The sequence below is a fragment of the Nostoc sp. FACHB-152 genome, assembly GCF_014697475.1.
Taxonomy (GTDB): Bacteria; Cyanobacteriota; Cyanobacteriia; order Cyanobacteriales; family Nostocaceae; genus Nostoc_B.
On the sequence record NZ_JACJRV010000003.1, the window covers coordinates 188,540 to 201,043 of the forward strand.

10 protein-coding genes are annotated in these 12,504 nt (G+C 42.0%); 7 read left to right on the forward strand and 3 right to left on the reverse strand.

Translation table 11 applies throughout. The annotated features are described in order from the left end of the window. Positions 1 to 51 precede the first annotated feature (51 nt). The gene (locus H6G76_RS04675; RefSeq protein ID WP_190696068.1) at positions 52 to 2,064 is read right to left on the reverse strand and encodes a GspE/PulE family protein; all 2,013 of its coding nucleotides are present in this window, start codon (positions 2,062 to 2,064) and stop codon (positions 52 to 54) included. A gap of 350 nt (positions 2,065 to 2,414) precedes the next feature. Between H6G76_RS04675 and grpE the strand changes: the two genes are divergently transcribed. The 6 genes from grpE to mgtE all read left to right on the forward strand — a co-directional run bounded on the left by grpE (position 2,415) and on the right by mgtE (position 9,859). Continuing rightward, positions 2,415 to 3,116 (forward strand): nucleotide exchange factor GrpE, encoded by a 702-nt coding sequence (grpE, locus tag H6G76_RS04680; RefSeq protein ID WP_242056312.1) that lies wholly within the window; start codon positions 2,415 to 2,417, stop codon positions 3,114 to 3,116. A 200-nt stretch (positions 3,117 to 3,316) separates the two neighbouring features. Further along, positions 3,317 to 5,278, forward strand: coding sequence for a molecular chaperone DnaK (dnaK, locus tag H6G76_RS04685; protein ID WP_190696077.1), 1,962 nt, complete (start codon positions 3,317 to 3,319; stop codon positions 5,276 to 5,278). 441 nt (positions 5,279 to 5,719) lie between these two features. Further along, entirely contained in the window at positions 5,720 to 6,850 is a 1,131-nt protein-coding gene (gene dnaJ / locus H6G76_RS04690) for a molecular chaperone DnaJ (RefSeq protein ID WP_190696081.1), read from the forward strand. After that, on the forward strand, positions 6,850 to 7,104 hold the full coding sequence (locus H6G76_RS04695; protein ID WP_190696083.1) for a sulfurtransferase TusA family protein: 255 nt from the start codon (positions 6,850 to 6,852) through the stop codon (positions 7,102 to 7,104). The genes dnaJ and H6G76_RS04695 overlap by 1 nt, the downstream gene beginning before the upstream one ends. Beyond that, the gene (gene rsgA / locus H6G76_RS04700) at positions 7,101 to 8,222 is read left to right on the forward strand and encodes a small ribosomal subunit biogenesis GTPase RsgA (protein WP_190696086.1); all 1,122 of its coding nucleotides are present in this window, start codon (positions 7,101 to 7,103) and stop codon (positions 8,220 to 8,222) included. Before H6G76_RS04695 ends, rsgA begins: the two co-directional genes overlap by 4 nt. A 236-nt stretch (positions 8,223 to 8,458) precedes the next feature. Further along, positions 8,459 to 9,859, forward strand: a complete 1,401-nt coding sequence (gene mgtE, locus H6G76_RS04705; protein ID WP_190696089.1) for a magnesium transporter — start codon at positions 8,459 to 8,461, stop codon at positions 9,857 to 9,859. A gap of 50 nt (positions 9,860 to 9,909) precedes the next feature. On the opposite strand, the gene H6G76_RS04710 is transcribed toward mgtE, so the two are convergent. Together H6G76_RS04710 and H6G76_RS04715 are read right to left on the reverse strand one after the other, a co-directional pair. Next, positions 9,910 to 10,167 carry a hypothetical protein gene (locus tag H6G76_RS04710; RefSeq protein ID WP_190696092.1) on the reverse strand — a complete coding sequence of 86 codons (258 nt, stop codon included), beginning with the start codon at positions 10,165 to 10,167 and terminating at the stop codon, positions 9,910 to 9,912. Positions 10,168 to 10,326: 159 nt separating this feature from the next. Further along, positions 10,327 to 11,190, reverse strand: coding sequence for an SDR family oxidoreductase (locus H6G76_RS04715; RefSeq protein WP_190696095.1), 864 nt, complete (start codon positions 11,188 to 11,190; stop codon positions 10,327 to 10,329). Between the two features lie 646 nt (positions 11,191 to 11,836). Between H6G76_RS04715 and H6G76_RS04720 the strand changes: the two genes are divergently transcribed. Then, complete coding sequence (locus H6G76_RS04720; RefSeq protein ID WP_190696098.1) at positions 11,837 to 12,499, forward strand: class I SAM-dependent methyltransferase; 663 nt, start codon at positions 11,837 to 11,839, stop codon at positions 12,497 to 12,499. Positions 12,500 to 12,504: the final 5 nt, after the last annotated feature.

A 12,504-nucleotide genomic window follows, 5' to 3' on the forward strand; every position in this document is an offset into this window, starting at 1 on the left:
TTGTTGTTTGTTATTTGTCCTTTGTCAATAGTCAATTGTTTTGACTATTCGCTAATCTTGAAATCTGGGTGTCATACAGTAGGGACAATCCAGCCATTCCGGTTTGAGTTCAGCACTACAAGTCCTACAGGTAAGACCAGTCTTACGTTTGGCTTTTAACTCGGCTTCTAAGCCTGTATCTGTAAATGTCACCCGATCAACTTCTTCTAAGGTGGTGGCTCCTTGACGCACTAAATCTAAGCTGTATGCCAACAAGGTTTTCATACCTTCTTCGACAGCAACTTCTTTAATACGGTCTGTAGGTGCTTCTTTGTTAATTAGGGTTTGCAGGTTTTCAGTGATCCGCATCACTTCATAAACACCACAACGTCCTCTATAACCACCACCATTACAATTTGGACAAAGATGATTTTTGGCTTTGGCTTCTGCTAAGGCTTCTGCGGTTAAGGTATTAGCTTTGTAAAATGTGAGTTCTACATCACCAGCAGCAGATAGACCATAGCGAGCTAGTTCTTCTGGGGTGGGAGTATAGGGAATGCGGCACTCAGAACAGACACGCCGCACTAAGCGTTGTGCCAACACACCAATTAAGGAACTAGAAACCATGAATGGTTCAATCCCCATTTCTCCTAGACGAGCGATCGCACCAGGAGCGTCGTTAGTGTGTAAGGTAGTTAATACTAAGTGACCTGTTAAGGCTGCTTCAATCGCTGTTTTGGCGGTTTCTTTATCTCGCGTTTCACCCACCAATAACACATCTGGGTCTTGCCGCAAAAATGCTCTTAATGCGGTGGCAAAGTCTAGCCCTTTTTCCCGAATTACCTGTACTTGGGTAATTCCTGGCAAACTATACTCAATTGGGTCTTCTACAGTACTGATATTAATTCCGGGTGAGTTCTTTTCTGACAATGCCGAATACAGCGAGGTGGTTTTACCAGAACCCGTTGGCCCAGTTACCAAAATCAAACCAAAGGGACGACTAACCATCTCTTGGACAATTTGTAAGGTTTCTGGGTCGGTGATTAACTTATTTAATCCCAACTGGGTAGAAGAGTTATCCAAAATCCGCAGTACAACCTTCTCCCCATAGCGGCTGGGCAAAGTGTTAACCCGGAAGTCTACTTTTCTACCCTCAAAAATCCGGCGAATGCGTCCGTCTTGAGGTAAACGCCGTTCGGCAATGTCTAGGTTAGCAATAATTTTAAATCGGGCGGTCACAGCCGGAATAATCTTCTTTGGCAGTTCGGGAAAGGCTTCATTTAACACACCATCCTTACGAAAACGAATGCGTAAGTTTTCTTCCTGTGGTTCGATGTGAATATCAGAGACTTTCTCGTGCAGAGCTTTGGCAAGAATTCTATTTACAAGGCTGATGACTGGAGCATCTTCTGCACCCTTCATTGCTGCTCCCAAGTCAGCTTCCATATCTTCAGGAGCATCTTGAATATCTAGATTTCCTAAATTTTCTAAGTCCTGATTGATATCTGTAAACTTCTCTTGTTCTAGATGCTTTTGCTTGACAGCCAGATCATCTAGATATTGATTGATCAGGTGTTGATAGTCTTCCTGAGTAATCACCATGCGCTGCAATGCCAACCCTTGAGGGCGCAAGATGCGATTTAGATCATCGGAAGCTTCTAAGTTATCCGGATCGACCATCGCCACTAAAACACTCGGTGGGTTTTGGTCTTCGTTTTTTGATAACGGCACTAAGCGATGGCGACGACAAATATCTACGGGTATGAGGGTTTCAATCAGGCTCCCTACATTCGTATTGCCAATGTTACTGACTTCTGGATCTAGGGATTCAACGCCGTATAGGATTTTTAATTCAAATAATTGTTGTTTTTTATACTGCCTGAGAAATTCAGGTGATAGTTGTCGCCCAGTGATCGACTCCAGCACTTCTGTCAGGGGCCGGCCAGATTTGCGACTTTCAATCAGAGCCTGTCTCATCTGTTCGCTATTAACATAGCCAGATTGCACTAGCTTACTGCCGAATGGCGAAAATTCTGTTCTGGTCGTGAGAGCGGTACTGCGCCGTTGCGGTGACGAGTGAGTCATAGGTGAGCTATTAGTAGGGGAAAACCTCTGCTTAGAGTATTCCCAAGCTATGGCACAGAATTTTCATTTAAACTTAATAAAATTCCGATGGAAGTCTGAAGTGTGAAGTATGAAGTATAAATTTCAGGCTTCATACTTCATAATTCATACTTCACCTTTTATCGTTCGGGTTCCCGTCCTCAAGGCGTAGGCGCTAATATGTTCACCATTTGTCACAATAAAATGACGGTGACATCACTTCCAGAAAAATGTAGGCAAAATCTACCTTTATGGTGATTTATTGTCCGCAAAAGTATCTGGAATAGACAATGATGGACGAAAATAAACAGGTAAACAATACAAGCCAGTAATTGGGTGAACCAATAGAGGTAAAGCAAGAAATGATGAGCGACTCCCCAGCCCAAATAAACTCCAACGAATCTGGCAGCGAGGTTACTGAGCAAGTGGCAGCCACAAGCAATGTATCAGGAGATACGGCTACGCTCAATCAGGAAGATGGCTTCGCTGCAACCAACAAGGCAGAAACAGACACAGCAGCAGGATTGACTCAACAAATTGAGTCTCTCAAAGTGCAGCTAGAAGAACGTAGTACTCAGTACATGAGAATTGCGGCCGATTTTGAGAATTACCGCAAACGTACTAGCAAAGAAAAAGAAGAGCTAGACGCACAAGTGAAGCGGAATACCATTATGGAATTACTGCCAGTGGTTGATAATTTTGAGCGGGCGCGATCGCACTTGAAGCCACAAACTGATGGCGAGATGACAATTCACAAAAGTTATCAAGGCGTTTACAAACAATTGGTAGATTGCTTGAAACGTCTAGGTGTTTCACCGATGCGTCCGGAAGGAGAACAGTTTGATCCCAACCTTCATGAAGCAGTAATGCGCGAACCTACGGATGAACATCCGGAAGGAACAGTGTTAGAAGAGTTAGTGCGCGGATATTATATAGGCGATCGCGTGCTACGTCACGCAATGGTTAAGGTGGCTGCTCCTAAAGAGGATACACTGCCTACGCCAGAAGATCAGTCGAGTCCAGCCAACAGTTAAACTGTGGTTACTCGCCTTGTTTTCAGTAAAAAGTCAAAAGAAAAATCAATTTCGCTTTTAACTTTTGACTTTTGATTTTTAAATTCTGGAAAAAAGGAGTAAGGGTGTCAGGGTTTTTACTTACACCCTTATACTAGATTTATTGCTCAAAATATCCCGTATAAACAACATCAAAAGCATTCAGTACAAATACTGTAAGTATGGGAAAAGTTATTGGCATCGACTTAGGCACTACTAACAGTTGCGTCGCAGTCTTAGAGGGCGGTCAACCGATTGTCATTTCTAATTCTGAGGGCGGACGAACCACTCCTAGTATTGTGGGATTTGGCAAGGGTGGCGATCGCTTGGTCGGTCAGCTGGCAAAACGCCAAGCCGTAACTAATGCCGAAAATACAGTCTACAGTATTAAGAGATTCATCGGTCGTCGTTGGGAAGATACACCAGAAGAACGCGATCGCGTCCCCTACAGCTGTGTCAAAGGTCGAGATGACACTGTTGATGTTCATATTCGCGGCAAAAACTACACGCCTCAAGAAATCTCCGCCATGATCCTGCAAAAATTAAAGCAGGACGCAGAAAATTTCTTGGGTGAAACTGTCACCCAGGCAGTAATTACCGTACCAGCATATTTTACCGATGCTCAAAGGCAAGCAACCAAAGATGCTGGCACAATTGCCGGACTAGAAGTATTACGAATTATTAATGAACCGACTGCTGCTGCTTTAGCTTTTGGGTTAGATAAGCAAGACCAAGAGCAAATAATTTTGGTGTTTGACTTAGGCGGCGGAACTTTTGACGTATCTATTCTGCAACTAGGTGATGGAGTTTTTGAAGTCAAAGCCACTAGTGGAAATAATCAACTCGGTGGTGACGACTTTGATGACTGCATTGTACGCTGGATGATTAAACGCTTCCAAGAACAAGAAAAAATTAACCTCGTTCAAGATAAGATGGCTTTGCAGCGTCTGCGAGAAGCGGCGGAAAAAGCCAAAATTGAACTCTCTATTATGGCAAGTACTTCGATCAACTTGCCTTTTATTACAGCTGATGAATCTGGGCCGAAGCATCTAGAAATGGAACTGAGCCGCTCTAAATTTGAGGAACTGGTTGCACATTTAATTGAAGCTACCATTGAGCCGATGATTCAATCCCTGAAAGATGCTGACCTTAAACCACAAAATATAGACCGGATTATTTTAGTTGGTGGTTCTACACGCATTCCTGCTGTTCAAAATGCTCTAATTAAGTTTTTTAATGGCAAGACTCCAGATCGTTCTATTAACCCTGATGAAGCTGTAGCTTTAGGAGCGGCAATTCAAGCAGGAGTTCTAGGTGGCGAAGTAGATAATCTCTTGTTATTAGATGTTACTCCCTTATCTTTAGGTATTGAAACTTTAGGCGAAGTATTTACTAAAATTATTGAACGTAATACCACAATTCCTACTAGTAAATCTCAAGTTTTTTCTACTGCCATAGATGGGCAAACCTCGGTGGAAATTCACGTCCTCCAAGGAGAACGGGTAATGGCGCGGGATAACAAAAGTCTGGGTAAGTTTCTGTTAGCTGGAATTCCCCCAGCCCCTCGTGGTGTGCCGCAAATCGAAGTATCTTTTGAAATTGATGTCAACGGTATTCTTAAAGTTTCGGCTCAAGATAAAGGTACAGGTAGAGAACAAAGTATTAGGATTACTAATACTGGTGGCTTGAGCAACAACGAAGTCGAACGGATGCGGCAAGAAGCTGAGATATTTGCTGAGGAAGACAAAAAGCGCAAGGAATTTGTTGAACTTAAAAACCAAGCAGACAATTTGTTAACCAGTTATGAATCCACTCTGAAAGATAATGCCAACTTCATTGGCGAGCAAATGAAAGCTTTAGCCAACGAAAAACTTGTACAACTACAAGCAGTCATGACTAACCCCGGCATTTCCTTGCAAGAATTTCAAAATTGCTTAGATGACTTCCAGCAAACTTTGTTCGCTATTGGTGCTGATGTTTACAATCGCGCTAATGGACAAGTTCTCAATGAAGTTGAAGGAGTTTCTGATGAGCGGTTGACATCAGCATCAGAACATCCCGCCAGTGGAACACTAATCCCACAATTCAATTTTGATTTTGATGAGGAAATGACAGCACAAGCTGATTACGAGGCGATAGACTAAAAATAAAGTATGAAGTCTGAAATTGGAACCTTCAACACTTTGTCCTTTATCTTCAATGGTGCCTGACTACAGATGCAATGTAATACAACTGGGGGGTTTTCCACACCTAATGGTGCGGGTAGCCCCTCTAGTTCATAAGTAGGGTTTTGCCGTATTGCGTAGCACAATTGTAAGAGAGGCAGCCAGATCGACAGTCGTAAGTCTTAGCATTTGCTAACTGTGCTGTTAAAATTCATGAGTTATTGTCATCTCCTAAGCAAAAGCAAATTTTGCTTCGTACTTGCTGGTGATTTTTGTAAAAGGTAAAAGGTACAATCAGTTATTAATAAAAATTAATCTATGCCTTCTGCCTTAAGAGTGCTAAGTGCTAATTCAAAATAACTAGTATTTGGCACCTACTCCCTAGTCTGTTTCCTACCTTCTAACTTTTACCTTTACTATATGGCCCGCGACTATTACGAAATTCTGGGTGTCGCTCGTGACGCCGACAAAGAAGAAATCAAACAAGCTTACCGCCGTTTAGCCCGGAAGTATCACCCAGATGTGAACAAAGAATCCGGTGCAGAGGAACGCTTTAAAGAGATAAACCGCGCTTATGAGGTACTCTCAGAGCCAGAAACCCGTGCGCGTTACGATCGCTTTGGGCCAGAAGGTGTTTCCGGTGCTGGTGTTGGCTTCCAAGATATGAGCGACATGGGTGGTTTTGCCGATATCTTTGAAAGTATTTTCAGTGGCTTTGCTGGCGGCGGTGTAGGCGGACAGACAGCGCAAAGACGACGCAGTGGGCCGGTGCGGGGTGATGATTTACGGCTAGACCTGAAGTTAGACTTTCGAGAAGCGGTCTTTGGTGGCGAAAAAGAAATTCGCATTTCCCACCTAGAAACTTGTGAAGCTTGTAGTGGTTCTGGTGCAAAACCTGGAACTCGGCCGCGCACCTGTTCAACTTGTAGCGGTTCTGGTCAAGTACGCCGTGTGACTAGAACTCCTTTTGGGAGTTTTACGCAAGTTTCCACCTGCCCCACTTGTAACGGTACAGGTTCGGTAGTTGAAGATAAATGTGATTCTTGTGACGGTAAGGGAAGTAATCAAGTTACTAAAAAACTCAAAATTACTATTCCGGCTGGGGTAGATAACGGTACACGCTTGCGGATATCACAAGAAGGTGATGCAGGACAACGCGGTGGCCCCCCTGGAGATTTGTATGTTTACTTATTTGTGAATGAGGATGAAGAATTCCAGAGAGATGGAATTAACGTTCTTTCGGAAATCAAAGTGAGCTACTTACAAGCAATTTTAGGTTGCCGCTTAGAGGTAGACACTGTAGATGGGCCAGTGGAATTAATTATTCCCGCAGGAACCCAGCCTAATACAGTGATGAAGCTCGAAAATCGCGGTGTGCCTCGCTTGGGTAATCCTGTGAGTCGGGGAGATCATCTACTAACAGTGTTAATTGATATTCCGACTAAGGTGACTCCCGATGAGAGAGAATTGCTAGAGAAGCTAGCTAAAATTAAAGGGGATCGTACTGGTAAAGGCGGTCTGGAAGGATTTTTAGGAAATCTGTTTAAGTAATGGTATCTTCTGTATCTACTCCTGATGCTCAACTGGATTTGCGCGGCACTCCTTGCCCAATGAACTTTGTGCGGACAAAACTCCGCTTGGAGAAAATGCCGCCAGGAGGTTTGCTGGAAGTATGGCTTGACCCTGGTGAACCAATTGAGCAGGTTCCTGATAGCTTGACTATGGCAGGCTATCAGGTAGAACAAATTACAGACTGCACTGACTATTTTTCTTTGTTAGTTCGCCGTCCTTTGGCTGTCCAATGACAGGGGAAACAGTAACGACTACTGGAGAGTTAGTTGGTACAGTCTTAGCTGTACAAGCAAATTTTTATCGTGTCCAAATTGATGTGACAGAAAACGAGGAGGGAGAAGGAACAGATAAAAATCCGTTGTCTCTCTCGTTGTCATCCCATCTCCCTGTCTTGCTTTGCACCCGCAGAACACGGTTAAAAAAAATTGGGAAGCAAGTGATGGTGGGCGATCGCGTCGTGGTAGAAGAAGCAGATTGGGCTGGTGGACGAGGGGCAATTTCAGAAGTTTTACCCCGCACTGGACAATTAGATCGCCCGGCAATCGCCAATGTCAACCAGATTATGCTGGTATTTGCTGTTGCTGACCCCCCATTGGAACCTTACCAATTGAGCCGATTTTTAGTCAAAGCTGAATCTACTGGCTGGGATGTGGTACTTTGCTTGAATAAAAGTGATTTAATTACGGCACAGGAAAAACAGCAAATTAGCGATCGCCTCCTGGGTTGGGGGTATCAACCGTTATTTATCAGTGTTCAAAATAATATTAATATTGACCAAATATTAAGCTATCTCAGCCATAAAACGACGGTGATTGCTGGGCCTTCTGGTGTGGGTAAATCTAGCTTAATTAACGCCCTTATACCTGATATTAACCTGCGCGTTGGGGAAATATCTGGTAAACTTGCTCGCGGTCGCCATACGACACGCCATGTGGAATTATTTGAATTGCCTGGGGGCGGTTTTCTGGCTGATACCCCTGGTTTCAATCAGCCAGACTTAGATAATCAACCAGAAGAATTAGTTTATTATTTCCCAGAAGCGAGAAAGCAATTAGCAGTTGCTAACTGTCGGTTTAGTGATTGTTTGCACCGAGACGAACCTAATTGTGCCGTGCAAAGTGACTGGGAACGTTATGAACATTATTTAGAATTTTTGGATGAAGCGATCGCCCGACAAACCCAATTAAATCAACAAGCTGATCCAGAATCAACCTTGAAGTTAAAAACCAAAGGTAAAGGGCAGAGTAAATACGAACCCAAACTAGAAAGTAAGAAATATCGCCGGATTTCTCGTAAGACACAACTACAAGCTTTGCAGGATTTGTATCAAGAGGATGAGGAAGAGAATTGATTAGGGGTTAGGGGCTAGAGGCTAGGGTTAGAGGTTCAGCTAAGTACTTAATTACCCAGCCCCTCTTAACATTAGTCCCTATTCCTCTGCCTCTAGTCTCTCTTAAAACTAGCCCCTAACCTCTAGTCTCTCTTCAGAAAAGTAGGAAAAATTACAATTTTAGCCTTTCATCTTACCACATTGTCTCCTAGACTAGGGGCAGCAACCTTATTCAAACTGGCAGAGGAAAGTGGAAATTGACTGAGGCGAACAACTTAAACTCTACCCTCCAAGATTTGTCCCGCAGAGAATTACGAGATTTAGTGCGGACTCAACTGCAAATGCTGTTAGAAGCAGGAGACTTACAAGCAGCAAAGGCAATTCTCATACCTGTGCAGCCTGCGGACATTGCCGAAGCAATTGAAGGTTTGCCAGAGGCGATGCACGCTTTGGCGTTTCGTTTGCTTTCTAAAGATGAGGCGATAGAGGTTTATGAATATCTCGACTATAGTGTTCAAGAACGGCTGATTGAAGAACTTAAAAGTCAGGAAGTCCGGGATATTGTCGATCAGATGTCTTCGGACGATCGCGCTAGACTATTTGATGAATTGCCGGCAAAAGTTGTCAATCGTTTATTAGAACAACTCAGTCCTACAGAACGCCAAGCTACAGCCCTGTTGTTGGGTTATGAACCTAACACTGCTGGGCGAATCATGACACTAGAGTTTATTTCTTTAAAAGAGAATATTACAGTTTCGCAGGCTCTAGAAAGAATTCGCCGTTTAGCTAATGCTAGTGAAATAATTTACTACCTTTACGTGACTGATAACGAAAGGCGGTTGACAGGGATTGCATCTTTACGTGATTTGGTAACATCTCAGCCTGAGCAAATCATTGGTGATATCATGACCCGTGATGTTGTATTTGTACGTACAGATACAGACCAAGAAGAAGTTGCCAGGATAATTAAAAGATATGACTTTTTGGCTGTGCCTGTAGTTGACAAACAACAACTTTTAGTAGGTATTGTTACTGTTGATGATGTCATTGATATTTTAGAAGAAGAAACCACCAAAGATATTTACGCTTTAGGCGGTGGTGTGCAATCTAGTGGTGACAACTATTTCCAGATGAATTTACTGGAGGTAGCCCGTAAACGCGTGCTGTGGTTATTTGTTTTATTAATAACTAATACTGTTACAGGCACAATTATTAAGTCGCAAGAAGATATCTTGACAAAAGTAGTCACACTAACCGCGTTTATTCCTTTATTGACAGGAACCGGTGGTAACGTTGGCGCGCAGTCTTCTACAGTTGTGATTCGTGGGATGAATACTGAAGAAATCCGATCGCTTGGGGCATGGCAGGTAATAGGCCGAGAAGCGATCGCTGGTATGCTATTAGGAGGAATGTTAGGAATAGTTGCTACTGTTTGGGCTTACTTTTTGCAAGGACGAATAGAAGTAGCGATCGCTGTTGGTACTAGTCTGGTAGCTATTTCGATGTTAGCTTCTATTTCTGGTTCATCACTACCGTTTTTATTTCGTCTGTTGCGTTTAGATCCGGCTTTGATGTCAGCACCATTTATTACTACAGCAGTTGACGTTTTAGGCGTTTTAATTTATTTCAATTTGGCACGAATAATTTTAAAATTATAGGTCAATAGTCTTTTGACTACTGACCTTAGAAACTAATGAATATTAAGTTTTTACAATTCTGACGCTGTATCTGGAGCAACAATTTCGCCAGTCCCTATTTGTAACATCATGTCTTGGTCAGTTATTAATTCACTTAGTTCTTTAACTTGTAAGTTCATTTCTGTACAAGCTTGTCTGAGTTCTCTGGCAAAAGTGTTGAGATCATCACCATAGCCACATTGATAAGCAGCAGTTTCAATTCCTTGCTTGGCATTTGCTCTGGCACAATCTACTAATTCTGTGCCATGCAATGGTTTTGAAGATGGCATAATTCTAATTGTTATGGATTAAATGTTACTAATTACTATAAATAAGCGATTTTTGTTGATTGGCACATCCCTCTATTGGAGGACTAAATAAATGAGCAACTTCAGAATTCAGAATTAGTTAAAACTAATTCTGAATTCTATATTGGGGATAATTCTGAATTAACCGTTGACGACTTCTCCACCGTTGGGATGAATGACTTGACCAGATATATAAGAAGCATCGTCAGAAGCTAAAAATACATAACTAGGTGCAACTTCTTCCGTTTGTCCTGGTCTTTGCATCGGTACTTGTTTGCCAAAAGTTTCTACTTTTTCTTCAGGGAACGTTGAGGGAATCAAAGGTGTCCAAATTGGCCCAGGTGCTACAGCATTTACTCTAATCCCTTTCTCCACCAAACTTTGAGATAAAGAACGAGTAAAGGCAACGATCGCACCTTTTGTTGAAGAGTAATCTAATAATTGTGGATTGCCTTTATAAGCAGTGACTGATGTAGTGTTAATGATGGCACTGCCTTGTTGCAAATGTTTCAGTGCTGCTTTGGTCAGATAAAACATTGAGAAAATATTAGTTTGGAAAGTTCTCTCTAGCTGTTCCTTTGTAATGTCTTCAATGCTTTTTTGCGGGTGTTGTTCAGCAGCATTATTTACTAAAATATCGAGTTTACCAAACTCACCTACTGCTTGTTGTATAGCGTGCTGACAAAAATTTTCATCGGTAATGTCACCAGCTATAGCTAATACACGCCGTCCGTGTTTTTCTACCAAACTTTTGGTTTCTTTGGCATCTTCATGCTCATTCAGGTAGACAATGGCTACATCTGCACCTTCTTTAGCAAAAGCGATCGCTACAGCACGACCAATACCACTATCGCCACCCGTGATTAACGCAACTTTATCTTGTAATTTGCCGCTACCACGATAGTTTTCATCCTCAGCCTTGGGCTTTGGAGTCATTGCGGCTTCACTACCTGGTGGTTTTTGCTGCTGTGGTGGTTGTAATTTCTCTTCTTGTGATGTTGGCATCAGATTTTCCTTGATAATTGATTTTTACAGTTCAAAAATTCCTATAAATAAACCTTGGATCGAAAACTCAACCCAAGGTTTACTTATAGATTTTGCTCCCGCTTGCCATCAGCAAGTTGAAGCATTTTTACCCCGGATATAAACCAAATGTACTAATTGCTAGCAAATGTACTCGACTGACGTTATTTTGCTCCACACACCAGAAACGCCATTCATCTGACCACGTAAAACAAGTACACAACTTTACTATTGATGAAGTATATAAGCTTCTTCATCTGCTTTTAAGTTAACTATTAGGTTGAGAAAATTTATCATCCACCAGATGGAATCAAAGGTACTTTAACTCAAACTTAAGACAGAAAATTAATCAAGATAAATAACTGATATTATCTATCTAAAGTTAAAAGAAAAATTATATCCACAACTAGAGCAATCTTATTTGATTTACAAACTACTCGTAGGTGCAGGCAATATATTTGTTTGGCACTCATTTAGAGTTGCTATAAGACTCATATTTGATTTGGGAAAAAACTCAGTATACCTTTATTCCTTCTTTCCTGTTGCCTATTTGCCTATTGCCTATTGCCTCTCTATACAAGTATTTTCAGTAATCAAACCGGATTCCTATAGGTAAATCTAAAATTGTATGACTACTCAAACGCTAGGCTTAGAAGCAAATGTGTATGAATATTTACTATCTGTCTCTGTCAGAGAATCAGAAATATTGACGCAACTACGCCAAGAAACAGCCCAACATCCGATGGGGAGAATGCAAATTGCACCAGAACAAGGACAGTTATTGGCTTTGCTGGTAAAGTTGTTAGGAGCAAAAAAAACTTTAGAAATTGGTGTATTTACGGGCTACAGCAGCTTAGTAGTAGCGTTAGCTTTACCACCAACAGGCAAAGTAGTAGCTTGCGATATTAGTGAAGAGTTTACCGCGATCGCTCGGCGTTATTGGCAACAAGCAGGGGTAGCCGAAAAAATTAACTTGCATATTGGCCCAGCTATGGATACTTTAGATCAATTGTTGGCAGATGGTGAGGCGGCAACCTTTGACTTTGCGTTTATCGATGCTGACAAAAGCAACTATGATGGATATTATGAGCGATCGCTACAATTAGTACGGCCTGGTGGATTAATTGCAATTGATAATGTTTTGTGGTCAGGTAGAGTTGCAGATCCTCAAGTTCAGGATAATCGAACTAGAAAAATTCGGGCTTTTAATCAAAAGCTTCATCAAGATTCACGGGTGAATCTTAGCTTGATCCCAATCGCAGATGGGTTAACTTTGGCAAGAAAACATTAAAGTTA

Excerpts from the sequence above, each read along its gene's own strand:
- rsgA (WP_190696086.1), top strand. The coding sequence starts at position 7,101 with ATGACAGGGGAAACAGTAACGACTACTGGAGAGTTAGTTGGTACAGTC.
- dnaK (WP_190696077.1), top strand. The coding sequence starts at position 3,317 with ATGGGAAAAGTTATTGGCATCGACTTAGGCACTACTAACAGTTGCGTC.
- dnaJ (WP_190696081.1), top strand. The coding sequence starts at position 5,720 with ATGGCCCGCGACTATTACGAAATTCTGGGTGTCGCTCGTGACGCCGAC.
- H6G76_RS04710 (WP_190696092.1), bottom strand. The coding sequence starts at position 10,167 with ATGCCATCTTCAAAACCATTGCATGGCACAGAATTAGTAGATTGTGCC.
- H6G76_RS04675 (WP_190696068.1), bottom strand. The coding sequence starts at position 2,064 with ATGACTCACTCGTCACCGCAACGGCGCAGTACCGCTCTCACGACCAGA.
- H6G76_RS04720 (WP_190696098.1), top strand. The coding sequence starts at position 11,837 with ATGACTACTCAAACGCTAGGCTTAGAAGCAAATGTGTATGAATATTTA.
- H6G76_RS04715 (WP_190696095.1), bottom strand. The coding sequence starts at position 11,190 with ATGCCAACATCACAAGAAGAGAAATTACAACCACCACAGCAGCAAAAA.
- H6G76_RS04695 (WP_190696083.1), top strand. The coding sequence starts at position 6,850 with ATGGTATCTTCTGTATCTACTCCTGATGCTCAACTGGATTTGCGCGGC.